The sequence below is a fragment of the Paenibacillus sp. FSL K6-1318 genome (genome assembly GCF_037976905.1).
GTDB lineage: Bacteria > Bacillota > Bacilli > Paenibacillales > Paenibacillaceae > Paenibacillus > Paenibacillus amylolyticus_A.
Map to the genome: position 1 here is coordinate 405,192 of NZ_CP150270.1, position 22,766 is coordinate 427,957.

24 protein-coding genes are annotated in these 22,766 nt (G+C 46.1%); 15 read left to right on the forward strand and 9 right to left on the reverse strand.

The genetic code is table 11. The features are described 5' to 3' along the window. Nucleotides 1-12 precede the first annotated feature (12 nt). Nucleotides 13-876 carry a LysR family transcriptional regulator gene (locus NYE45_RS01955; protein WP_340015348.1) on the reverse strand — a complete coding sequence of 288 codons (864 nt, stop codon included), beginning with the start codon at nt 874-876 and terminating at the stop codon, nt 13-15. Nucleotides 877-1,041: 165 nt separating this feature from the next. Here NYE45_RS01955 and NYE45_RS01960 point away from each other — a divergent pair, with 165 nt between their 5' ends. The 3 genes from NYE45_RS01960 to NYE45_RS01970 all read left to right on the forward strand — a co-directional run bounded on the left by NYE45_RS01960 (nt 1,042) and on the right by NYE45_RS01970 (nt 2,566). After that, complete coding sequence (locus NYE45_RS01960) at nt 1,042-1,182, forward strand: hypothetical protein (RefSeq protein WP_340015349.1); 141 nt, start codon at nt 1,042-1,044, stop codon at nt 1,180-1,182. Beyond that, on the forward strand, nt 1,173-2,063 hold the full coding sequence (locus NYE45_RS01965) for an alkene reductase (protein ID WP_340015350.1): 891 nt from the start codon (nt 1,173-1,175) through the stop codon (nt 2,061-2,063). The genes NYE45_RS01960 and NYE45_RS01965 overlap by 10 nt, the downstream gene beginning before the upstream one ends. A gap of 134 nt (nt 2,064-2,197) precedes the next feature. Continuing rightward, nucleotides 2,198-2,566, forward strand: coding sequence for a VOC family protein (locus NYE45_RS01970; RefSeq protein ID WP_340015351.1), 369 nt, complete (start codon nt 2,198-2,200; stop codon nt 2,564-2,566). Between the two features lie 141 nt (nt 2,567-2,707). On the opposite strand, the gene NYE45_RS01975 is transcribed toward NYE45_RS01970, so the two are convergent. Next, nucleotides 2,708-3,916, reverse strand: coding sequence for an MFS transporter (locus tag NYE45_RS01975; protein ID WP_340015352.1), 1,209 nt, complete (start codon nt 3,914-3,916; stop codon nt 2,708-2,710). 285 nt (nt 3,917-4,201) lie between these two features. Between NYE45_RS01975 and NYE45_RS01980 the strand changes: the two genes are divergently transcribed. Further along, a complete protein-coding gene (locus tag NYE45_RS01980) occupies nt 4,202-4,780 on the forward strand; it encodes a TetR/AcrR family transcriptional regulator (protein ID WP_340015353.1) in 579 nt (192 codons plus the stop codon). Nucleotides 4,781-4,876: 96 nt separating this feature from the next. Here the strand turns inward: NYE45_RS01980 and NYE45_RS01985 are convergent, their stop codons facing one another. Continuing rightward, nucleotides 4,877-6,001, reverse strand: a complete 1,125-nt coding sequence (locus NYE45_RS01985) for an LLM class flavin-dependent oxidoreductase (protein ID WP_340015354.1) — start codon at nt 5,999-6,001, stop codon at nt 4,877-4,879. A 264-nt stretch (nt 6,002-6,265) separates the two neighbouring features. Here NYE45_RS01985 and NYE45_RS01990 point away from each other — a divergent pair, with 264 nt between their 5' ends. From NYE45_RS01990 to NYE45_RS02010, 5 genes are all read left to right on the forward strand, one after another. Beyond that, nucleotides 6,266-7,651, forward strand: a complete 1,386-nt coding sequence (locus NYE45_RS01990; protein WP_340015355.1) for a transcriptional regulator — start codon at nt 6,266-6,268, stop codon at nt 7,649-7,651. A gap of 256 nt (nt 7,652-7,907) precedes the next feature. Then, nucleotides 7,908-9,278 (forward strand): transcriptional regulator, encoded by a 1,371-nt coding sequence (locus NYE45_RS01995; protein ID WP_340015356.1) that lies wholly within the window; start codon nt 7,908-7,910, stop codon nt 9,276-9,278. 141 nt (nt 9,279-9,419) lie between these two features. Continuing rightward, nucleotides 9,420-9,593, forward strand: coding sequence for an aspartyl-phosphate phosphatase Spo0E family protein (locus NYE45_RS02000; protein ID WP_339168193.1), 174 nt, complete (start codon nt 9,420-9,422; stop codon nt 9,591-9,593). A 36-nt stretch (nt 9,594-9,629) separates the two neighbouring features. Then, on the forward strand, nt 9,630-10,154 hold the full coding sequence (locus NYE45_RS02005) for a pyruvate kinase (protein ID WP_340015357.1): 525 nt from the start codon (nt 9,630-9,632) through the stop codon (nt 10,152-10,154). Between the two features lie 309 nt (nt 10,155-10,463). Continuing rightward, nucleotides 10,464-10,652, forward strand: coding sequence for an aspartyl-phosphate phosphatase Spo0E family protein (locus NYE45_RS02010; RefSeq protein WP_062837171.1), 189 nt, complete (start codon nt 10,464-10,466; stop codon nt 10,650-10,652). 149 nt (nt 10,653-10,801) lie between these two features. Here NYE45_RS02010 and NYE45_RS02015 read toward each other — a convergent pair whose 3' ends face one another. The 4 genes from NYE45_RS02015 to NYE45_RS02030 all read right to left on the reverse strand — a co-directional run bounded on the left by NYE45_RS02015 (nt 10,802) and on the right by NYE45_RS02030 (nt 13,992). Continuing rightward, a complete protein-coding gene (locus NYE45_RS02015) occupies nt 10,802-11,452 on the reverse strand; it encodes an amino acid ABC transporter permease (RefSeq protein ID WP_340015358.1) in 651 nt (216 codons plus the stop codon). 92 nt (nt 11,453-11,544) lie between these two features. After that, nucleotides 11,545-12,267, reverse strand: a complete 723-nt coding sequence (locus NYE45_RS02020; protein WP_076332614.1) for an amino acid ABC transporter permease — start codon at nt 12,265-12,267, stop codon at nt 11,545-11,547. Between the two features lie 102 nt (nt 12,268-12,369). Continuing rightward, the gene (locus NYE45_RS02025; protein WP_076332615.1) at nt 12,370-13,200 is read right to left on the reverse strand and encodes a transporter substrate-binding domain-containing protein; all 831 of its coding nucleotides are present in this window, start codon (nt 13,198-13,200) and stop codon (nt 12,370-12,372) included. Nucleotides 13,201-13,239: 39 nt separating this feature from the next. Beyond that, nucleotides 13,240-13,992 carry an amino acid ABC transporter ATP-binding protein gene (locus NYE45_RS02030; protein WP_340015359.1) on the reverse strand — a complete coding sequence of 251 codons (753 nt, stop codon included), beginning with the start codon at nt 13,990-13,992 and terminating at the stop codon, nt 13,240-13,242. 453 nt (nt 13,993-14,445) lie between these two features. Between NYE45_RS02030 and NYE45_RS02035 the strand changes: the two genes are divergently transcribed. After that, entirely contained in the window at nt 14,446-16,059 is a 1,614-nt protein-coding gene (locus NYE45_RS02035) for a glycoside hydrolase family 28 protein (protein ID WP_340015360.1), read from the forward strand. A 170-nt stretch (nt 16,060-16,229) separates the two neighbouring features. Here the strand turns inward: NYE45_RS02035 and NYE45_RS02040 are convergent, their stop codons facing one another. Then, nucleotides 16,230-17,081 (reverse strand): AraC family transcriptional regulator, encoded by an 852-nt coding sequence (locus NYE45_RS02040; protein WP_264933453.1) that lies wholly within the window; start codon nt 17,079-17,081, stop codon nt 16,230-16,232. Between the two features lie 257 nt (nt 17,082-17,338). Between NYE45_RS02040 and NYE45_RS02045 the strand changes: the two genes are divergently transcribed. Beyond that, on the forward strand, nt 17,339-17,800 hold the full coding sequence (locus NYE45_RS02045) for a cupin domain-containing protein (protein WP_062837177.1): 462 nt from the start codon (nt 17,339-17,341) through the stop codon (nt 17,798-17,800). An 86-nt stretch (nt 17,801-17,886) separates the two neighbouring features. On the opposite strand, the gene NYE45_RS02050 is transcribed toward NYE45_RS02045, so the two are convergent. After that, complete coding sequence (locus NYE45_RS02050; RefSeq protein ID WP_339168201.1) at nt 17,887-18,714, reverse strand: aldo/keto reductase; 828 nt, start codon at nt 18,712-18,714, stop codon at nt 17,887-17,889. Nucleotides 18,715-19,170: 456 nt separating this feature from the next. Here NYE45_RS02050 and NYE45_RS02055 point away from each other — a divergent pair, with 456 nt between their 5' ends. The 4 genes from NYE45_RS02055 (at nt 19,171) to NYE45_RS02070 (ending at nt 22,739) form a co-directional block, all read left to right on the forward strand. After that, nucleotides 19,171-20,427: a DUF445 domain-containing protein gene (locus NYE45_RS02055; RefSeq protein WP_036616660.1), complete on the forward strand. Its 1,257-nt coding sequence runs from the start codon at nt 19,171-19,173 to the stop codon at nt 20,425-20,427. Nucleotides 20,428-20,810: 383 nt separating this feature from the next. Then, nucleotides 20,811-21,092: a hypothetical protein gene (locus tag NYE45_RS02060; protein ID WP_264933461.1), complete on the forward strand. Its 282-nt coding sequence runs from the start codon at nt 20,811-20,813 to the stop codon at nt 21,090-21,092. Nucleotides 21,093-21,123: 31 nt separating this feature from the next. Then, nucleotides 21,124-22,416, forward strand: coding sequence for a hypothetical protein (locus NYE45_RS02065; RefSeq protein WP_340015361.1), 1,293 nt, complete (start codon nt 21,124-21,126; stop codon nt 22,414-22,416). A 50-nt stretch (nt 22,417-22,466) separates the two neighbouring features. Continuing rightward, a complete protein-coding gene (locus tag NYE45_RS02070) occupies nt 22,467-22,739 on the forward strand; it encodes a hypothetical protein (RefSeq protein ID WP_264933465.1) in 273 nt (90 codons plus the stop codon). Nucleotides 22,740-22,766: the final 27 nt, after the last annotated feature.

The window sequence follows — 22,766 nt, forward strand, 5'->3', positions numbered from 1 at the left end:
AAGTTATCTATATCAAAACGTAATGCACTTCTGATTCAGCAGCTTCATGAATTGATCCAGCGCACTACTGACATAACGATCCTCACCGCGGACAAAGGTTGTCGTGGTATGAGTAAAGCGATCTGCCAGATCGAATACGGAGAAATCATTCGGTTTCTTGTGAATAACGCTGCACGGCATAATAGTAAAAGCAATTCCAGACGCCACACAGCTGAGCAGGTTTTCCATCGTACTCACTTCAATGATATTACGAGCGGACAGCCCCTCTTCCTGCAAAAATTCTTCGGTTATTTCACGATACGGGCAGCCCTCGGGGAAAACAACCCACGATACTTGGCACAGGCTTTCGGGTGGTGCGTCTGTCTTTTTGGCGATGATATGAACGGTGTCCTGCATCTCGTACTCCACCTTCAAACCTTCCTTCACACAAGCCCCGCTGATAAAAGCACCATCAATTTCATCGTCCTGTATTTTCTTGCGCAGTACTTTGGGTGAAGTGGCGTTGACGAGTGAGATGGACACCTTCGGGTAGGTTATTTGATATTCATTCAGAATTTCCATAAACCGGCTCGATGCTGCCGTTTCCACAATGCCGATTTTCAGCGTGCCAGAAGGCTCCCCGGGGTCGGTCATATCCTGCTTCAGATCGTGCAAAAGATTGTGAATGCGCGTGGCGTACTCAACAAACTGTTCTCCTTTGGAGGTCAGCACAACGCCTTTGGGAAATCGGTTGAACAGCTGTATCTGATATTCCTGCTCCAGTTTTTTGATGCGTGTGGTGACATTGGATTGCGCGTAATTCAGTTCTTTGGCAGCTTGTGAGATTTTGCCTGAACGTGCCACCGCGAGAACAATATCAATATCGGAAAGTTCCATGCTATGTCCTCCTGGACGTGGATTAACTTCAACTGCTTCAGCTGATGCCGATGTTAGGTATCTCTCGGAGAGATACAACTATATATTTCAATCATTTTACGATATATCAGGGTCGCCTTACAATATCCTTAATGACGAAGAGAGTAGGGATATGACATGGATAACATGAATACACGTTCAACATTATTGAGCCCGGTGACGATTCATCAGTGGCAATTAAGGAACCGAATTGTGATGGCGCCGTTGACCCGGGGATTTGCTGATGATCAGAAGGGGACCGTCACGGATGAGATGGTGTGGGGCTGATCATTACCGAGGGCATTAACCCGAATCTGGCAGGCAAAGGCACTTACGGCATCCCTGGTTTATATACAGATGAACAGACGATTTCTTGGAAAAGGGTAACGGATGCTGTCCACAGTCATGGCGGCACCATTATTGCTCAACTATGGCATGTCGGCAGGTTGTCCCACTCCGATCTGATCGGAACCGCTCCATTGGCACCCTCCAGCCTTGCGGCAGAGGGAAGAGTGCATAAGCTGCATAAGCCGTATCAGGTTCCAGAAGCGATGAGTACACAGGATATAGGGGATACAATTCAGCATTTTCAGACGGCCGCCCGCAATGCGGTTCTGGCAGGGTTCGACGGGATCGAGCTGCATGCTGCGCATGGGTATCTGATCGACCAGTTTATCAATGAGAAGACCAACCACAGAACAGATGAATACGGAGGCGACACTGCAGGCAGATTGCTGTTCCTGCGGGATATTATTGTGGCTGTGAAAAAAGAGATCCCTGTGGATCGCATATCGGTACGATTTTCCGAGAAAAAGGATGATGATGCATCCTATGCTTGGGCAGATAAAGCTGGAATGATCGATGCATATCTGGACTTGTTCCGTGAGACGGGAATTACAATCTTGCATCCCTCAACAGATCAATATACGAAAGCGTGGGAAGGGGAGCAGTCCTTTCACGAGCGGATTCGAAGTCAGTGGGACGGAATCATCATTGGTGTGGGGGATTTGGATGTTCATACCGCGGAGCACGCTATTGGCAAGGGAAGCATAGATCTGGCTGCGTTCGGAAGACCGTTTATCGCAAATCCCGATCTGGTCCGGAAATTGCATGCCGGTGAGCAATTGGTGGAGTATGATGCGAATACGCATCTGCCCGTGTTGGTGTAAGAGAGAAAACGAGTAAAAGAAGAAATCAAAGAAACCGAGAAAATCGAAAAAATGAAAGAACACTACTGACATACTGTTGGCAAGAGCGGCCTTGTATGATTTAGATATACAAATATGAAGGAGGACATTACATTATGTCAGCAATTGGACCGGATTTCATTTCACTTCAAGTGAGCAATCTTGAAGGCTCTGCCGAATTCTATCAAAACTATCTCGGACTGGTTCGCTCACAGGCGGGACCACCTCATGCGGTGGTCTTTGAAACAAAACCTATTGCATTTGCTCTACGTGACCTATTGCCGGGAACCGAACTTGGTTCAGTTACTCAGCCGGGACTTGGTATCGCTCTGTGGCTTCATGCCCCGGATACGCAAGAAATTCACGACAAGCTTGTTGCAGCAGGCGTAAAGATTACATCAGCACCAATAGATGGACCATTCGGGAGAACCTTTACATTTGCCGACCCAGACGGGTACCAAGTTACCCTTCACAGTAAAGCCTAATACGCAAATGTATCTATCTTAATCATAGTGATAACTTCCTGTCACAGGGAGCCAAGTGATCATTACAACATGAAGGGCAGAACTGATCCTGAAGATCAGTCTGCCCTTTTTCCGTCGTGCGGATTGAACGATCTATTCATTCTATTCATTGCTGACAACTACCGCTTTCTTTTCCGTAAAGTAATACACCAAAGCGAGTAGTGGCATGATCAGGCCAATCAGCGTTGTAAGATTCCAGCCCCCATGGGCGTAAGACCAGCTTCCAAGAGATGAACCAATCGCACCGCCGACAAAAAAGATCGACATGAATATGCCATTCACGCGTCCTCTCGCTTCACTTCCTAAGGAATAAATGATTCGTTGACCTAGCACCAAATTCCCTGATACAGCCATATCCAGAGTGATCGCCACGATCACAAGCAGGATCAGTGCTAACGTGGAGTGGCTTTGGAACGCATAAGCAAGACCAAAAGAAGCAGCAGCGATCACCATGGCAGCACCCGTCAGAATTCGTGTTAGCCCGCGGTCTGCCAGTCTCCCGGCAATGGGGGCGGCAATAGCACCTCCGACACCAGCCAGTGCGAACCAGGCAATCCCTTGCTGTGACATACCGAAATCGTTAGCGAGTCTGAGTGGAACCGTGGTCCAGAACAAGCTGAAAGCACCAAATAGACTGGCTTGATAGAACGCCCGACGACGCAGCAGAGGCATCGTTCTGAACAGTGTTCCCAAGGACACGATTAATTGCCCGTATTTCAAGGCGGGTTCAGGCTGGCGAGCAGGAAGAGCACGTGACAGAAGCAGCATTAGAAGTGTTATGACAATAGCGGAGAATACAAAGACCGTCTGCCATCCGAAGAGGCTGGTGATGAAGCTTGCGACAGGACGAGCCAGCATAATGCCCAGCAGCAACCCACTCATTACATTGCCCACAACACGTCCACGTTGTTCCTCGGACGTAAGATACGTCGCATAAGGCACCAGAATCTGAGCGACAACAGAACCTATGCCAATGAACAGAGAGGCGGTCAGAAATACAACAGCCGTGGGCGAGAAAGCCGCAGCAATCAGGGCAACGACCAGTACGCTGAGGAAAAGCACGACCAGGCGCCGATTCTCGGTAATGTCACTGAGCGGCACGATGAACAACAAACCAATGACATAGCCAATCTGTGTCAACGTCACAATCAATCCGGCAGCGGCAGAAGACAGACCTGTTGTAATACTAATCGGTCCGATAACGGTCTGAGCATAATACAGGTTTGCCACAATCAATCCACAAGCTGAGGCCAGCAAAAAAATAATCCAGGTGGGCACAGGTGCCTGCTTCACTTGTTGTCTCATATTCATCGTAATCATCCTCCACAGATTTCAAATTTATGTTCGATCTAAACAAGTGGTATTTAAAAACGCTAATTACTAAACGTTGTGTTCACTAATTACAAACATATAATAAACTAAACGTTTAGTATTGTAAATAGGCATTACATAATTCTAATGAAACTTTAAATGAGAACGAAAAGGTAAGCGGAGTATGAATTGTGTGTACTCATCACTGTTTAGTATAATGAACGTATCGTTTTTATGAATATTACTGATGATGATATATATGATTTACAGCCAGGAGGGCTCAAAATGACTGCAAAAAGAGGACGTCCGCGTAACATGGAAACCCAGAATGCCATTCTTACAGCGTCGTACGAGTTGTTGTTGGAGCACGGATTCGGGACAGTTACGATTGAGAAGATTGCTGAACGTGCACAGGTAAGTAAAGCCACTATCTACAAATGGTGGCCAAACAAAGGCGCCGTCATCATGGACGGATATATGTCTGCCGCAACGGCAAGATTGCCAGTACCGGATACAGGCTCGGTATTGGAAGATATACGCATACATGCGAGTAATCTGGTTCGTTTTTTGACCAGTCGGGAAGGCAAGGTAATTACGCAGATTATTGGAGAAGGGCAGTCGGATGAAGGGCTTGCCGAAGAGTACCGTACAAGATATATCCAACCACGTCGGCGTGAAGCTCGGGGAATTCTGGAGAAGGGTGTGGAGCGCGGCGAATTGAAGAGTGGGATAGACATTGGATTGTACATTGATCTAATCTACGGACCAGTGTTCTATCGCATGTTAGTGACGGGTGAAGCAATGGATGATGAGTTTGTAGATGTGTTGCTCCGTTCATTGTTTGAAGGCATTCAGTCCAAGTAGGTACAGGAAGAGCGACGATACAAGTGTGAGTAAGAGGGAAGAGGGCGATTCGTAGGAATCACCCTGGAAGGAACTTGTGTATATTGTACGGGGCAACTAAACCTGGAATATAGGTGAGATGGCTGTGGGCCATGAATCTGTAGCATTAGAGGGAAGGAAGGATGAGTGCTGGGTTAACACCGGGGGTTCATTCCATACCGAACTAGGTAGCTCGCGGCGTAATACAGGGGCCACTTCCTTGGCAAAACGCTCCACTTGCTCCAACTGCTCGCTATGCGTCAGTCCATCTACGCTGATACTCAGCACCTGATGTCCGTAAGCGGCATGATAGTCCAGAATTTTCTCAATGACCTGCTCCGGACTACCGATCAACGCGGGCCCACGTGCAATGTTGTCCTCCAGATCGGTGAAGGGAGACAGGTTATGCTGTGCGGCGGCGGTGGCATGGAACGCTTCATAATACGGCTTATATCGACGGATGGCTTCTTCACCGGTATCCGCAAGATAGAGACTGCCGGCACCGGAGCCAATCACTGCCTGCTGCGGATCATGACCATAATAATCGAGGCGCTCCCGATAGTGATCAATTAGCGCTTTGTATTTGGCCTGAGGATGAAAAGAGTTCGACGTGAAGAGCGGCTCGCCATATTTGGCAGCGAGTTCGGTCGAGACCGTGCTGGACGCGCTACCATGCCAGATCGGGATGGATTGCTGAAGCGGCCTTGGCCAGGTGGTCACTCCCTCAAGAGGAGGGCGATACGTTCCCTGCCAGGTTATATTTTCTTCAGACCACAGCCGTCTTAGCAGATGATAGCGTTCATCTAGTGAATCCCATTGTTCCTCTTCGCTTATGCCGAACAGCGGATAGTGCCGAGGGTCATTGCCTTTCCCGATGATCATCTCCAGCCGTCCGCCCGATAATTGATCCAGCGTGGCATAATCCTCGGCAACCCGGACCGGATCAAGTATACTAAGAACAGTGACGGTGGTTAGTAACCGGATGCGTGTGGTTGCTGCGGCTATTGCGGTTAATACGACAGGTGGCGAGGAAGATAGAAAAGGCGCACCGTGTCGTTCACCGATTCCATAGGCATCGAATCCCAGTCGTTCAGCCAGCTTCACTTGCTCTAATATATTGTGGAATTTCTGTTGAGTCGTCAGAGCTTCCCCGGTTACTGCATTAGGCAGATTCATCATGAGACTAAACAAGGCAAATTTCATCTGACCTTCTCCTTGAACTGATTTGATAATGTCTGTGTCGTATAATCCTATTGAAATAGTAGGATATGTAAGTTGGATTAAATGTATCACGTTCTCACGGATTCTTCTAATGGATTTTTTCTATAAGCAGGAATATTCAGGCTTCCTTGCTTACATGTGAAGGAAATTGCCACGATTTTTATTGACCGCTGTAAAAATTAGGATTAAAATTGTGCTTATCATATAAATTCAAAATTATGGATTTTCATTGTGGAGGTGGGATACATGGAACCTACAACTACGATACGCTCATATATTGAGGACTACATCAGGAAACAGGGGTACACCCTTCAGTATTTTGCCGATATATCGGGGGTTAACGCTGGAACGCTTAGTGCGATTATTAAGGGGACTCGGCCCATCGCTATGGCTCAACTGGATCTGATTACCCAAGGCATGAAGCTGGAAGAGGGGTATTTCTACGAGGTTTATGGGGCTGAATGTTTCGTGGAATCGGCGCCCCATTGGAGAAGACTGGAGCCGTTCCTGCAGCGTTGTGCTGAATTGGACAAGCTGGAATGTATTCAGAAGGTTATCCAGCAAGTGACGGATGATCGCTCGTATATCTCAGAGTTGTTCGAGATGGCGGAAGGCATGCTTGAACGTGGACAGACGAAGGCTGCACGGATGTTGTACGAATGTGTGGCGGAATGTGAGAAATACCAGCACTCGGAACGTCTGGCTCTGTGTCAGTATCGCATCTTTACGTTATCTCTCGGTCAGGACCAGCATGAGAATCTTCGTGCGGCCGTACATTTCGAACCGTATATTAACCGGCTGGATGAGGAACGGCAACTGGATGCGATAAAAGACCTGGCGAATACATACTTGGCTCTAAGATACTGGGACAAGGTATTCACTTTGGCTGAAGATCTAGAGCAGAAGACTAAAATTTTGCAATCATACACAAAGAAAAAAATTGATAAAAGTGATCGGATAACCGCATATCCTTTGTTTGTGTATAGAGCATATTCAAATTTGCTGAAGTCTTCCGCATGTGAGAGACAAGGACGCTACGAAGAAGCTCTACAATATACAGAGCTCTACGCCAGTCTTACAAAAATTGCTGAACCGGATGAAGAAGATCAGATTTATATTGATAAATTCGAGGGTTGGACGGAAGCAAATAGCTATCTATATAAGTTAATGATGGGCGATCAAGGTGTTTTGCCGGCTTACGTGAATTATATAGAGCAAAATGAAATGGAATTGCTGCCTGCACTGATAAATATTTTGGAGGCGGCTAATAAATTCGATCATAATATTGATGATATCATTTACAAGTTCAGCGATCAGATTAATTCAGAAGTTACGCGGTTAAAGGGATATACTGAACAGGTGGAATTAGATATGTACATCACGTTCTTACTCGAACGTACTATCTATCACCTCAATCGTTGTGAGTATCCAGAAGGTATGAGGCAGCTGATGAACTGTTTGGGAGAAGCCGTCAAAATAAAAAATCAAACAGATATCATCCATTGTGTAGCGTTATATGAGAGATATAGAAATATAGCAAATGCTGAAATTGAGCATCAGTATAAATTAATAATGATGGAGGTTCAGAGCTATTATGATAAAAAAGAAAATCCTGCATTTAATCTTGCTTAGCTTTATTGTTATTAACGTTAGTCAATTGGTTACTTTCGACGATGTTTCTCTTATTCAATCATTATTCAGCGTGCATGGAGCAGGCGGTCTGTAATAATTAAATCAGAAATTTGTTGATTGTTATAAACTTACTTCCGAAATTGGGAGTGAGTTTTTTGTTATGAGGAGATTGACCGCTGTAAAACACAAGATTAGAATTACATTTATTATAACTTATTGAATAATTAATTCATTTTGGTTAATGGAGGTGGGAGAATTGAAACTTGCACCTACGATACGCACATATATTGAGAGTCACATGAGGGAACATGGATTTAAATTGCAGCAATTCTCTGATATTACTGGTGTTAACGTTGGAACCTTGAGTGCTATTCTTAAAGGTAGCAGACCAATGGCAGTGAGTCAGCTAGATCAGATCACTGCAGGTATGGGATTGGAAAAGGGTTACTTCTATGAAATGTACAGCGTGGAGTTCTTTATTGAAGCGGCTCCGCATTGGAGACGTTTAAAGCCTTTCCTTCATCGTTGTGCTGAGTTTAATAAGTTAGCTTGCATTCAAGAGGTTGTCATTCAAGTTACGGATGATCGCTCCTACATTTCAGAATTATTTGAGATGGCCGAAGAATTTAATAAGAATGGGCTAAGTGAAGCTGCGCTTATTTTATATGAATGTGTGGCAGATGGAGAAAAATATCAGCATTCGGAGCGGTTGGCTTTATGCCAGTACCGTATTTTTTTGCTCCATAAAACCATTAAACAATTCGATAATCTAAGTGCAGCGATAAAATTTGAGCCATATATTGAGAAGCTCGATGAAGAGATACAATTGGATGCAATCAAGGACCTAGCAAATGTTTATAACACAATACATCATTGGGATAAAGTCGATAAATTGGCGGAAGCACTTGAACGGAAAGTTGATTTTCAGCTTGAACTTCAATCTCGAAGGCGGAAAAATATAAAGAGGCTTACCTTTTATCCCATATTCACATATAAAGCGTACGCAAATTTATTGAAGGCAAGTGTATGTGAAGCACGTAAGGAATTTGAAAAGGCACTGGAATACACAGATGTTTATGCAAAAGTTGTTGAGGTTTCTAACCCAACCGAAGAAGAGCAGATATTAATAGATCGTTTCAAAGGATGGGCAGAAGGGAATCGGTATTTATATCGCTTAGGTAGTGGGGAGCATGAGGTTATTGAATTCTATTTAGATTACCTTGAATCTAATCCTCACGAAATCTTAATAGCATTCGTAAATATTGTTCAGTCAGCTAATCAACACTTGCTGAACATCGATTTCGCATTGGATAGATTTGATTCGTATATTCAAGATTTTAATACGGAGAGACATTTAGAAGGAACCTACAACCAGCAGATGTTAAACCATAGGTATATACGCTTTTATTATGAGTTATCGAAGTACAGACTCAACCAGCAAAATTATGTGATGGGTATTGAATATTTGCTGACAAGTTTGAAAATAGCTTCAAGTAGTAGCGATGATCTTATGTCTATTAAATTGATTGATCTTTATGGGAAGTTTAGAAGCCAAGCAACGACTGAGCAGGAAGAACTGTACACTGGTCTAATAGAAAACAGGAGTATAGAGAAATATTATATATAAAATCCTAATCTATAAAGAGTATGAGATATTGCCGATGCACTTAAACATTCATTATGGTGAGGTTTAGATTTTTGCAAAGTATTCGATTATCCATTGTTTAGAGAATGTACCCTAGAATAGGTTGAAAAAGGGGTGCATGCTGTGAGTGAGCTGATACAGATTAGAGACCAAATAGAACAGAGTAAACAACATCTTCGTCTCTTGGTAGAGCAACATGGCATGCAAGACTATAAAGTTCTTCAACAGTCTAGGGTTCTAGATGAACTGATTAATAGATATATTCATCTTAATAAGAATAAATTAAAAAGGAAGTAGTTATTAAATATGACATAACGAAAAGAGGATTCTCCATTGCAGATTGATATACAGAAGCTTTATGACAAATATATAACTTTAAACATTCCTAATCCATTCACTTTAGAGCAGATCCATGAACGACTAACAGAGAAATACTATGCTGAGAAGGTCGATTTAGAGGAGTTTTCCGACTTGCGTAACGACCCTTATGCCGGATTCGATCAGGCGGTTGCAGCTTATGTATTTAAGGATGAGAGGGGAACTAAGCAATTAATTAGCCTGAACAAGGATGAAGATATCCATGAGCCACTAGAATTTGCATGGATAATTGAATCTACTGTACGAGGATTTTCTCTTGTATTAAATCTTGAAATTGACGTATTTTATGGGATGGAAGAGAGTGAGATGACTCTTGGTAATCAGCGTTTTGAGGAATATCTGATCCTGCTCTATTTAACAGGTTACATTGAGTTTGAAAATGATTACTTCATAAATCCATTGCGTGCTCGTTATCGAGAGGGATACAGACTTCGTTATTTTGGCATGCAGAACGGTGATGATAATTATCTATATGAATAGATTACTTTCTGATAAAGTTATTAACTTTTTGGAGAGAAAGGTACCAAAAACACGTGGGGAAAAAATGATAATATGTCCATGACTCACTTTGGTGTCAATTGATTTGAACTTTCTTGAATACGATATGTAGACATGCTATAAATTTCTTTGCCCACATCTTGTAGAGATGAGGAGAGTTCATGTCTCCATGCAAAATGCTTGATGTTGAAAGTATCTCGATGTAAATAAATATTTTATTCTGCAAAGGAATAAAATATGAATTTTTTGGCAATGTATCCTAAAATGTTATACAAAGAGGGGGTGCATGCTATGAGTGAACCGAGGCAGATCAAAGATAAAATCGAACGGAATAGGCAAGAGTTAAGTCGTTTGGCGGAGAATCATGGCATGCAAGACAACAAAGTCCTTCAACAATCGATGCTACTGGATGAACTGATTAATGAGTATAATCGTTTTAAATATAAGACCGGATTTATGAATAGGCAACCGATTGCATAATGCAGTCGGTTGTTTTTAGTTGGAGTATATGGGGCGGAATAGAATGGGAGAGAGGCTCCGTTCGTTCCAAGCCTAATGCCAATAGAGCTAATAAAGATAAACAAGACTCCAAAACCACGTAGAAGTGGATTTGGAGTCTTTGGACTGTCTCAATTCATTCGTGCCTCAAGTCGTCTTGCGACAATGGACAGCGCGTAGTTGATGACAAAATATAGTACGGCTGCAAGCAGCAGGGCCGGGATGATGTAATCGAAACTTTGACCGCCAAGGATCTGCACGTTGTGCATCAGCTCCGGCAGGGAGATGATGATCGCCAGTGATGTATCCTTCAGGAGTGAGATGAACTGACTGACCATCGGCGGGGACATGCGGCGTAGCGCCTGTGGCATGATGATGCCACCGAGGGTCTGCATGTAGCTCAGGCCCGAGGAGCGGGCGGCTTCCACCTGACCGCGCTCAACGGATTTCAGACCGCTACGGACGATTTCGGCGATCATCGCGCCTTCGAACAGACTCAATCCAACGACCGTGGACCAAAAGACGGACATTTTGATCCCGAGCTGCGGAAGTACGATGTGTATGAAGAAAATGATGAGCAGCAGCGGCAGATTCCGGATCGTATCCACGATCACCGCCACGATCTGCGACAGAACAGGGATGCGGGTAAACCGCACCGTCCCTAGCACGGTACCGAGCACGAAGCTGAATACAATAGATAGCCCTGCTACCTGCAGGGTAATCAGGAATCCTTGAAGCAGGAAACGAAGGTTGGGCCAGGCATAGGCCCCGCTAAAGTCCATATTTCATCAGCCTCCTTCTGTATGCAGGAATGGAATATCGAAGATCAATAGATGGGGCATGGACTGTTTATAGAGCGATCCAAGTCAATCTGTTACATGGTGACCTGACCTGCAGGTTTGTTCTTCTTCGGTTTGCCCTTGGTGCTGCGCGCCTCTGCATCGCTCTGTCCGAACCTGCGCTCCATATAGTGCACCAGAAAGCTGAGTGGTAGCGTCAGCACCAGATAGAACAGCGCAACAATGGTGTACACACTTAGCGGCTGGAACGTATCCGAGTTAACGAGGTCGGCAAAATACATGAGATCCATACCGGCGACGACCGCAAGAATGGATGAGTTTTTAACCAGGTTGATGAACTGGTTGCCAATAGACGGCAAGACAATCTTGATGGCCTGAGGCAAAATGATCAGGTTCATGGCCTGTACATAGGACAAGCCTGAGGATCTTGCAGCTTCCAGCTGTCCACGCGGCACAGTCTGAATGCCCGCTCGGATCGCTTCGGCAATGAAAGCGGCGGTATAGATGGTCAGACCCAGAGTACCGGAGACAAACCCATCCAGCGAAATGCCGAGTGCAGGCAGTCCGAGATAGAAGAAAAATACAACCAGCAGAAGCGGGATGTTCCGGATAAATTCCACAAAAGCCGTGCCGATCCAGTTCAGCGGTTTCACAGGGGATATCCGAAAAATGGCTAGAATAGCGCCAAGGATAAAGCTGCCGATCAGAGCCATAATGCTCACTTGAATGGTATTCAGGAATCCTTCCAGGAACCGATCCGAGTGTCGCATCAGTACGTTGAAATCCAATGTGCCCATATAGGCGAAGCCTCCGTTCTCCAGATGTAGAAACGGCGATTACGCCTGCTCATGCATCGCATCCAGCAGACGAAGTCGCCGCTTACTCATCATTAATCGGGGTTACTCGGGCTTCGCGCCCAGCCATTTCTCATGTAATGTGTCGTATTCCCCGCTGTCTTGCATGCTTTTGAGCAGTGTGTTGACCTCTTCGACGAAGGCGGTGTCGCCTTTACGGATGGCCATACCATAAGGTTCACTTGTGAAATTGCCACCAACCAGTTGGAAGCTGTTATCCGTCTGTTGCATACCGATGAGGATGATGTTATCTGTGGTCAGCGCTTCGCCTTTACCGGCTTTGAGAGCGGTGAACGCATCCTGATAGTTATCGAATTCAAGCACCTCAGCATCCGGGGCTTTCTCGCGAATGTTCTGAGCGGATGTGGAGCCTTTCACCGCGAGCACTTTCACACCGCTGAGGCTTTCGAGGCCAGTAATCGCACTATCATTTTTCACGAGCAGGGACTGCCCGGCTTCAAAGTAAACGTCACTGAAATCCACCTGTTCCTTACGCTCATCCGTAATCGTCATTGTGGCGATAATGATGTCGATGTCTCCATTTTGCAGCATGGGAATACGCGTCTTGGAAGTGACCTCTTTCAGCTCGACCTTCGTTTCATCTCCGAGGATCTGCTTGGCGAGTGCCTTGGCGATATCAATGTCGAACCCCTCAACGTTGCCACTTGCGGGATCTTTCAATCCGAATAGCTTCGTATCATATTTCACGCCAGCAATGAGTTTGCCGCGCTCTTTAATCTGCTCAATCGTGCCTTTGGCCTCAGCATCACCACCACCGCTCGCGGAAGGTGTATCTGTACCTGTACTACAACCGGACAATACAAGCGAGAGAATGAGGACGAGCATAAATGATGGCCATTTCAATAATTTCTTCATGAATAAAGACCCCTTTCAAAATGGAATATTGGATTATTCTCAATGATGAATCAGACGGCTCAGGAATTGCTGTGCTCGTTCTTCTTTGGGGTTGTCAAAAAATTCAGCGGCGGTGGCCTCTTCTACAATTCGGCCTTCGTCCATGAAGATGACCCGGTCCGCAACTTCGCGGGCGAATCCCATCTCATGGGTAACGACGACCATGGTCATGCCATTATGGGCAAGGGAGCGCATAACATCGAGGACTTCCCCGATCATTTCGGGATCGAGTGCAGAGGTGGGTTCGTCAAAAAGCATGATTTTGGGCTCCATCGCGAGTCCCCTGGCGATCGCTACCCGTTGTTGCTGTCCACCGGACAACTGGGAGGGATAACTGTCTGCCTTATCAGCAATGCCCACCCGGGTCAGATACTTCATTGCCGTTGATGCTGCCTGTTCTTTGGGTTGTTTGCGCACCTTCATGGGTGCAAGGGTAATGTTATCGATGACTTTTTTGTGAGGATAGAGATTGAAGTGTTGAAATACCATGCCGATGTCACGGCGGAAGAGGTTAATGTCCACCTTTTTCTGATGTAGAGGGATCCCACTGACGACAAGTTCACCTTCAGTAATGGTCTCCAGGCGATTAATACAACGGAGTAATGTGCTTTTGCCGGAGCCGGAAGGTCCGATAATGACGACGACCTCTCCTTCTTCAATGTGAAGATGGATATCCTTGAGGACATGAAAATGACCGAAATGCTTTTGGACACCCCTAAATTCAATCAAGAGTACACCCCATCCTTTCTGCAACGTTTGTGTGGAAAAGGAATAATAAGGAATTAATTGAAACTAGTTATTTAATCATACATAGTCATCCTGCTTATGGCAATTGGTTTGTGATAAAACATGACATAAGTAATGGTCTTTCTAGGGCTATAGCCAGTAATTGTGTTATATATCTGTCAAGTTATTAAATCTCTTGTGACGAATCCTGACAGAAAAATGAATCTAATCTCCTAGTTATTTACCAACCTTTGGAATAGTTGTATAGAGTATACTAAAAGTGATGTTCGATTTATGACTCTGATCAACAGAACAAATTCCATCAAGTTCTAACCGTACATGGCAAAAAAGCTCAACCCTATGCATCATGCCATTGATATGATGGAGCGGAGAGCACTCGTCTGAATGAAAAAAGAAGGTAGAAGCGAAATATTGATCCCATAACGATCCCATTACAAGTAGAGAGGATGATTCTGCACGATGAATACATATCACTCCCCATTGTCGACAGGAGCAAGTGCTCCGTCCGATGTTCGAGCTTATGAAGTTAATTTGCCTGTCATTCCTGCTCAGGATTTTCGAATTATAGACTATGGAGCTGTTGGAGACGGTGTAACGGATAATACGGAGATGTTCCGACTTGCCATTGCGTCATGTGCCGAAGCAGGAGGTGGCAGAATTGTTATCCCTGCGGGAGTATGGCTCACAGGCCCGATTGTAATGCGCAGCCGTATCGAACTGCATGTGGAAGCAGGGGCACTGGTTACGTTTAGCCGAGATTTTGATCAATATCCACTGATTGTATCTAGCTTCGAGGGCTGGCAGGTCGTACGTTGCCAATCCCCGATCGACGGGGATCAACTGGAGGATATTGCGATTACTGGTGAAGGGATATGGGATGGGGGCGGTGAAGCCTGGCGTCCGGTGAAACGTTCCAAAATGACGACTTCACAATGGAACCGATTGGTTGCCTCGGGTGGCGTTGTTGAGCAATCCAGTGGAGATGAAGAGATCTGGTGGCCATCCGCATCTGCACGTGAAGGCGGTAGCATTGCGAATCGTTTGCATCAGGAGCAGGTACGTGATGTGGCATCTTATGAAGAAGTCAGAGACTTTTTGCGCCCCAACATGGTCAGCTTGCGCAGATGCAAACGGGTACTGCTGGACGGTCCAACGTTCCAGAACTCGCCTGCATGGAATCTGCACCCATGGGCATCGGAGCATGTAACTATTCGTAACGTGAGCGTACGGAATCCGTGGTTCTCACAGAATGGAGATGGGTTGGACATTGAATCCTGCCGTCATGTGGTGGTGGAGCAAAGCGTATTCGATGTTGGCGATGATGCAATCTGTCTGAAATCAGGCAAGGATGCCGAAGGTCGTGAACTGGGTCTCCCATCGGAGTACATCACCATTCGAGATTGCACGGTGTATCATGGGCATGGTGGTTTCGTGATTGGCAGTGAAATGTCCGGCGGTGTGCGGCATGTGCGTGTGTCGGATTGTACATTTATCGGAACCGACATTGGACTTCGCTTCAAAAGCGCACGTGGACGCGGCGGGGTGGTAGAGGATATTCAGATTGAGCGCATATATATGAAAGATATCATTATGGAAGCTATCTCGTTTTCCTTTTTCTATGCGAATCAGGAAGGGTCTGCTCGGGGCAGTGACCTGTCTCAGGAGATTAGCGAAGAGACGCCAGTGTTCCGGGATATTCGAATATCGGATGTGGTCTGTGCCGGTGCCGACACTGCATTGCTCGTGAGTGGGTTGCCGGAGCTGCCTTTGGATGGTGTTAGAATTGAGCGCTACAATGTGCAAGCCCGCAGTGGTGTCCAATGTGCTCATGCGAAACATCTGCATATCGCTGAATTGTATGCTCAGATCACGGAAGGTCCGCTGATTCATTTGCATCAGTGCAAAGGAGCAGAGCTGGAAGATATTCAGGGCAAGGGTGCAGATGGCCGCCTTCTGATGGTGACCGGACATGAGTCCGCAGGCATTGTATGTCGTGAAGGGGATGCCGACACAGACGGGCGTCAGATCTCTGTGGGTCCTGAGGTACGAAGTGGTGTGATCATTCGCAGGTAAAAGGTGTGTAACAGGTAAACGGTATGTGATTAGGTTTATATAAGTTGGTCCAATTCAGCCGTAGTGGCGTAGCTATAGATCCAGTAATCGTGATGCCTTTTGATATAAGGAATACGTAATCTCTGGAGCAAGGCTACCCACTCGGCTTCTATATGGAGTTATCTAATGATCTACCGGTGTTCCTTGCGATAGCGCAGCGGTGTTGTACCGGTGACCTGTTTGAATGTTTTGTTAAAATGAGCCGTATGCTCGAATCCTACTTTTTCTGCAATCATTTGTACCCGCTCTTGTGTAGACAGCAATCTTCGCTGTGCCTCCCGGACACGAACAACACGCAAATATTCGCTAAACCGAAACCCGGTAAATCGGCTGAACATCCGGCTCAGATAGGAAGGGCTGATATAGAAACGATTGGCTGCACCCTCCAGCGTAAGTGGTTCCGTATAGTTGTTATTTACATAAGTGACAATTTCGCTGATTTTGTCCTGCATCGGATGCAACGGACCTGGGCATGACTGCCGGATGACCTCCTCCACCCGATGAATACGAATCAAAAGTTGGGCAAGCAGGCTTCTGACCGCGATCTCATAGTGAGGACGGCGCTCTTTGCATTCTTGCAGCATCTGCCACAATATGCGCTCCATCTCGGGCTGTTCCGCTTCAGGCAGGTGAAGGAGTCTTGAGCAATTAAAAGGCAACAGACCACATATGCCGAGTTCCATCCCCGTCGCAAAAGCAGGCGAAAAACCGATTAGAATCCGTTCAAAGCCGGGAATGCTTCCTTTGGAGGTGGTATGTACATCGTGTGGGTTAATCAGAATAAAATCACCCTTGCGGGCAGACAAAATCTGACCATTCATGGAATAGACCCGTTCCCCTTCAAGCAGGTAATACAGTTCGTAGAATGGATGAGCATGAGGCTGTGGCATACCGTTCCCATCCTGTCTACGCATATGTTCAATGGTAAATGAATGTTCACCAATTCGATATTTGGGTCCAATCCGATCCTCTATGAGACTCATGGTACAGCACCCCTCTGCTTCACGGATTAACAACGATATCCATATCATAACGGAAAATCCATCTTTTTGTAAACGCTATCATTGGAAATGAAATATTTCTTTAATCCTATCGTTAAATACCGGGAGAACGAATCTGGCATGGCCCATATGCGCTGTCAAGGTGACAAAACTTGAATGATGTTTTAGAGTAGGGAGAGAGAGGCAAAACTCTGGTTAAGGAGTGTCTCGACTATAATTTGGAAGGAAGGAAACAGGTTATGACGACACATGAATTATCGCCATTGGTTGCTGCGCTCAATATGCAGCCTCACGTTGAAGGCGGTTGGTATAAGGAAGAATGGAAGGCATCCTATCAGATTCCACAATCCGTTCTGCCAGATACATACTCCGGCCCACGATTCTCGGCAAGTTCCACGTATTTCCTGCTACATGCGCATGAAATCTCCGAGTGGCATACGGTTCTGTCCGATGAACTTTGGCTGTGGCACAGCGGCAGTCCGGTTGAACTGAAGCTGGGCGGCAATGGGGAGAACCCGGAGAACGAGGAAGTTCTCGTTCTGGGAATGGATATTGCTGCAGGACAATCACCACAGGTGCTCGTTCCCGCTGGTGTATGGCAGACAGCACGCCCGCTGGGCGATGAGCCTGTACTGGTAACTTGCGTGGTAGCGCCAGGTTTCCACTTTGATGATTTCAAGCTGGTATCCAAAGGCGAATAGTAAATACTTGATATGAGAAATGAAAATCCCGATCCGAGATGCTCAGGCATCCGAATCGGGATTTTTTAGTTATTTGAATGATGTAGTTAGAAGTTAAAGTTGTCTGGATCCGAACCAAAGCGTTTGTTCTCGTTCAGGCCGTTAATCTGCTCTACTTCTTCCGAAGTTAATTCAAAATCATAGAGATCGGCATTCGCGTGAATACGCTCAGGCGTAACGGATTTTGGTATCGTCACGATGCCGTTCTGCAGATCCCAGCGCAGAATGACTTGTGCGGGTGACTTGCTGTATTTGGCGGCGATGTCCTTCAGCAACGGATGATCCATCAGATGACCTTGTCCGAGTGGAGACCAGGCTTCGATCTGAATCTGATGTTTGTTGCAGTACTCCCGCAATTCGGTTTGAATCAGTAGCGGATGAAGCTCCACCTGATTAACCGCAGGTTTGATCGTGGCATCGATCATCAGGTCTTCCAGATGGTGAATCTGGAAATTGCTCACGCCAATCGCGCGGATGCGTCCTTCTTTATGGAGTTTCTCCAGCGCTCGCCATGTATCTTTGTACTTGCCTTTAACGGGCCAGTGAATAAGATAGAGATCCAGGTACTCCAGTTCGAGTCGTTCCATGCTTGCTTCGAAGGCAGCGAGTGTGGATTCATATCCCTGATCACTATTCCATACTTTAGTGGTAATGAACAGATCCTCACGGGCTACTCCGGATTCACGAATACCTTGAGCAACACCTGTTTCGTTGTTATACGCTTTGGCTGTGTCGATACTGCGATACCCGGCTTGAATGGCCGTTTTGACAGCGTGAACGACTTCGTCTCCGTCTTTAACTTTGAATACGCCAAAACCCAGCCATGGCATTTTGACTCCGTTGTAGAGCGTGGTTGTGTCCTGCACGTGTTTCATGGTCCGAAATTCCTCCTCTTATTGATCCATGGTTCCACTATGTAATTACCCTGCTGTTCCGCGGCCAATCGATATTGAAGAGCCGTCGTAATTGATTATACTAAAAACTTCCTTGTATTGGAAAAGAACACGGATTCATCTTGCGAAGTAAACGTCGTGATTATCCTTTTTCTTCAACCAGAGGTTTGGTTTTGACGCTTGTGGGTGATAAGATGAAGTATACGATATATGGAAGTCGAAATTTTGCTATTGGAGAGTTTACATAAGCATTTTGCATAAATCCCATGAGCGTCTTCCAATCAGCAAGATATAGATCGAAATGATCCTGTTCGTCTATATCTTGTACCCGTGAGCGTTTAGAATCGAATTATGCAAGATGCCGACATAAGAAACGAAGAAGTGCGGAATCGGGTACAGGCCGGGCCGTACGATTAACGATAAAGGAGCAAGAATACAATGGCTAAACCTAAACAAACCAAAAAAGCAGCAGCCTGGTCTCTCGTGGTGATGGGAGCAGGATTTGCTGCATCCTTGCCTTTCCAAGGCGTTCCCGTGGGCAAGTTGCTGGTAGGATCATTTGAAGCGGGACTCGTGGGTGGACTGGCGGACTGGTTCGCAGTTACGGCGCTATTCCGTCACCCGCTCGGCATTCCAATTCCGCATACGGCATTGCTGCCGAAAAATCGCGATAAAATGACGGAAGGTCTGGTCTCCGCAGTAGAGAATAACTTGCTCAACAAAGACAGCATTACCGAGAAAATTGCAGATTTCAAAGCAGCAGAGACGGTGCTCGATACGTTGACACGTGAGCTTCACAGTGACGGGATCAAGATCATGATTGATACGCTCTGCAAACGAATTCTGGCGGGTCTGCCGTTAGAGCAGATTGCTCCCCTTGTAGCGCGTGAGATCAAGTCACAGGCGGGCGCCTTTGATCTGGGGCCGATTCTGGAACGGGCTGCCCACCAGATGACGGAGCGCGGTTATGACGCCAAAGCGTTGGACTATGGACTGAAGCAAGCCGAGGAATGGCTCGTTAAGCCCGAGACGATCATGTTCTTGGGTGAAAGCGGCATGAAAGCCATCAGCGGCATTCAGATGAACGGGTTGATGCAGTTTGCGATGAATGCGTTCCTTGGTTATATGAACGAGGAGCGTCTGGGTGGCATTTTGCAAGGATATCTCTTCGATCGGGTAGAGGATATGAAACGTGAAGGCAGCGCGCTAAGGTACAAGGTGCTTGATATGGTACGTACCCAGACGGTGCGTTTGGCAATGAGCGAGGCTATGCAAGATGGAATCAACAGCTGGAAGAACAATATGCTGGAGGGCTGGAACGCAGAGGAGACCGTGCTGAACAAACTCACCGAACTGAGAGACAAGGCGCTCGCTGCGATGGAAGATGGACAGTATGTAGATACGTATGCACTGCCTGCCATTGAGCGGGTATTGGTTGATCTGCGGGCAGATGACGAGTTGATGACAGGCATGAATGCCAAGATCGTAAATGGCGTCACAACACTGCTGGAGAAAAATCATTCCAAAATCGGTAAACTGGTACGCGAAAATGTGGACAAAATGGACAATGCCACTTTGGTTTCGATGATTGAGGATAAGGTTGGACAGGATCTGCAATGGATTCGGATCAACGGAGCCGTTACCGGATTTGTTATCGGGATTGCGCTGACTGCGCTACAGATGGCATTGGCATAATAGTTCAACATGGCATAAAAAGGGCCGCTCTATCGAAGAGCAGGCTCTTTTTGTCGTGAATCGGAAAAAGCACAATACTCTATAGAATTATGATGCAAAATTCAGGAAATCGGGTAATATACACGCGAACACGCGTATGAATCATTTAGGAAGAAAGATACATAAAAACGATGCTCTCAGCCGATGTGGCGATGTTGATTTTGTACTATGATTCAGGTAACACAAGGTAAAGGCATGAATGAGTGGATATTCCTGATTCTATGGGTGCACATATACATTGAAATCATAAGAAGAAGGTGATGGGTATGGGGCCAATACAAAAAAGGGTAGGTGTATTCTTTTTAATTGCGCTAGCTATCTTTATTTTGGGAGGTTGTCAGAACATGAAGGAAAGCGAGAAACAGGCACTTTTTCAGGAAGCAGAGACAAAAGCAGTAAACTATTTCAAAGACAAGTATGAGCTGAATGTTGTTATTACCAGCAAGGAGTTATTGCCCGAAATGGCACTTGATTCTATTGCGATGGAAGGGCACGTGGTCGAGCAAGAAGAACAAGAGTTTACCATTTCATATGATTATACCGATAAGAAAATCAAAAATTTTGGTATGAGTCCTGCGATCAAAGCAGCCATTATTGCGAAGGGCTATGATCCTTTTGCCAAGTAGATTGTACTGATTCTTTGGAGGTGAACATAACATGAGCGATACACCACGAATTGATGATGAAACATACCGACTGATGTCGGAACTGGCTTACGAAAATGCTAAAGCAGGCACCGAATATGCGAATCTACCAGGATGGCAAGTGCTTGAGGATACGCATGGCAATGGTTATTCCGGGTTTGATGCTGTAACTTTTTACAATCCGGAAACGGATCAGGCGGTCATTTCTTACCGGGGAACGGAAGGAAGTGCCGGATGGGATCGTAAAGGGCTTGATTTTCTGGCGGATGGTCAGATTGCGATCCCGGAACTGGGCAGAAAAATTGAACAGTCTACCGATTTCACACCCGATTGGTTATCAGGTGGCATTCAAAAGGTAAAAGACGTCACCGGACTGACCCATTTGGATAATGCAGTGGGTGAGCTTGATCGACAGCTTGATAAAAAGTTGAATCCTTTTCCGAATCAAATGTATGAAGCAGAAGACTACGCAAAGGATATGCAGAACAAATACAAGAATTTGGACTTCTCCTTGACCGGTCATTCGCTAGGCGGCGGAAATGCCCAGTATGCAGCAGCGCATACGGGAATGACGGCAGTAACCTTCAGTGCGCCATCTGTCATATCCAGCTTGACTCCATCACTGAAACGTAAGGCAGAAGAGGGCGGATTCGATAGTCAGATCACAAATTTCGGTCACCCGGGTGACTTTGTTGCCAGTGGATTCTTTGGTGGCTATGATCGCCATGTTGGTTCCATGTATTACATCAACTCCAATTATGAAGACATGAACGGCAGCATGAGCATGTTGGATAAGATCAATAACACCTTTGGTGGAAAGGAATACCACGACCTGAAGCAGTATCAGTTTGAGAATGGTTATATTTCCAATGAGCTGTACGACCCTACCACGGGTGAAAAAATCAATAAAACGCCTCGTGAGCCTTCCAATATCATGACGGAGCTTGCAGATATTATGCGTAGTTTTGGAGTGCAGACCAGTAAGATGGTTGCAGGTGTGGGCGCCGTGGGAGGAGTTTCCGGTCTGATTCAGGTAACGCCGGAAGAACTGAAGAGTGTCGCATCCCGGTGGAAGCAAAATGCACAGCAATGTAATGCGGAGCTGAATCAGGTCCGAAGCCGAATGGCTCAATACCTGCATACGAGCCGCAGTCGCAGACTGGAGCCAATTGTCACCCAATTGGATGCGTCCATTCATGAGCTTGGCACATGGCATATGAAACACACCAGCCAGTTCCTGAACTTTATCGATGAGAAGGCGGATGCCTTCCGGCAGGCGGACGAGAGTCCGGTTCATTTTAATTAGGATTCCTAGGTTAGCGTTGATATCACGTACATAGGGGGAGGGGAACGCGAGTGGGTGGACAATTGCTGGTGGAATTGAATGATCTTCGGATTGCGGAAAAAGAACTGACACAGCTGCTTGCCCGTCTGCAAGCCGATGAACAGGAAGCGAGGGCACTATACAGTCGCCTAAACGATTGGAAAGGGCAGTCTGCAGATCATACAAGGCAGCAGATTGAAGAGTTTTTTGCGGGCCTGTCCAGACGCATTCAATCCATTGAACAGCAGAAGAAAAGCTTGCTGCAATACATTGAGATTATGATCCAGACGGATCAGCAACGCTAAAGAGTGGTAAGGCTATTGCCATATTGC

What these genes read in the sequence shown, in the direction of transcription:
- NYE45_RS02035 (WP_340015360.1), top strand. Translation starts at nt 14,446, where the DNA reads ATGAATACATATCACTCCCCATTGTCGACAGGAGCAAGTGCTCCGTCC.
- NYE45_RS02055 (WP_036616660.1), top strand. Translation starts at nt 19,171, where the DNA reads ATGGCTAAACCTAAACAAACCAAAAAAGCAGCAGCCTGGTCTCTCGTG.
- NYE45_RS01980 (WP_340015353.1), top strand. Translation starts at nt 4,202, where the DNA reads ATGACTGCAAAAAGAGGACGTCCGCGTAACATGGAAACCCAGAATGCC.
- NYE45_RS01960 (WP_340015349.1), top strand. Translation starts at nt 1,042, where the DNA reads ATGAATACACGTTCAACATTATTGAGCCCGGTGACGATTCATCAGTGG.
- NYE45_RS02010 (WP_062837171.1), top strand. Translation starts at nt 10,464, where the DNA reads ATGAGTGAACCGAGGCAGATCAAAGATAAAATCGAACGGAATAGGCAA.
- NYE45_RS01970 (WP_340015351.1), top strand. Translation starts at nt 2,198, where the DNA reads ATGTCAGCAATTGGACCGGATTTCATTTCACTTCAAGTGAGCAATCTT.
- NYE45_RS01985 (WP_340015354.1), bottom strand. Translation starts at nt 6,001, where the DNA reads ATGAAATTTGCCTTGTTTAGTCTCATGATGAATCTGCCTAATGCAGTA.
- NYE45_RS02045 (WP_062837177.1), top strand. Translation starts at nt 17,339, where the DNA reads ATGACGACACATGAATTATCGCCATTGGTTGCTGCGCTCAATATGCAG.
- NYE45_RS02050 (WP_339168201.1), bottom strand. Translation starts at nt 18,714, where the DNA reads ATGAAACACGTGCAGGACACAACCACGCTCTACAACGGAGTCAAAATG.
- NYE45_RS01955 (WP_340015348.1), bottom strand. Translation starts at nt 876, where the DNA reads ATGGAACTTTCCGATATTGATATTGTTCTCGCGGTGGCACGTTCAGGC.
- NYE45_RS02020 (WP_076332614.1), bottom strand. Translation starts at nt 12,267, where the DNA reads ATGGGCACATTGGATTTCAACGTACTGATGCGACACTCGGATCGGTTC.
- NYE45_RS02060 (WP_264933461.1), top strand. Translation starts at nt 20,811, where the DNA reads ATGAAGGAAAGCGAGAAACAGGCACTTTTTCAGGAAGCAGAGACAAAA.
- NYE45_RS02025 (WP_076332615.1), bottom strand. Translation starts at nt 13,200, where the DNA reads ATGAAGAAATTATTGAAATGGCCATCATTTATGCTCGTCCTCATTCTC.
- NYE45_RS01990 (WP_340015355.1), top strand. Translation starts at nt 6,266, where the DNA reads ATGGAACCTACAACTACGATACGCTCATATATTGAGGACTACATCAGG.
- NYE45_RS02015 (WP_340015358.1), bottom strand. Translation starts at nt 11,452, where the DNA reads ATGGACTTTAGCGGGGCCTATGCCTGGCCCAACCTTCGTTTCCTGCTT.
- NYE45_RS01975 (WP_340015352.1), bottom strand. Translation starts at nt 3,916, where the DNA reads ATGAATATGAGACAACAAGTGAAGCAGGCACCTGTGCCCACCTGGATT.
- NYE45_RS02065 (WP_340015361.1), top strand. Translation starts at nt 21,124, where the DNA reads ATGAGCGATACACCACGAATTGATGATGAAACATACCGACTGATGTCG.
- NYE45_RS02040 (WP_264933453.1), bottom strand. Translation starts at nt 17,081, where the DNA reads ATGAGTCTCATAGAGGATCGGATTGGACCCAAATATCGAATTGGTGAA.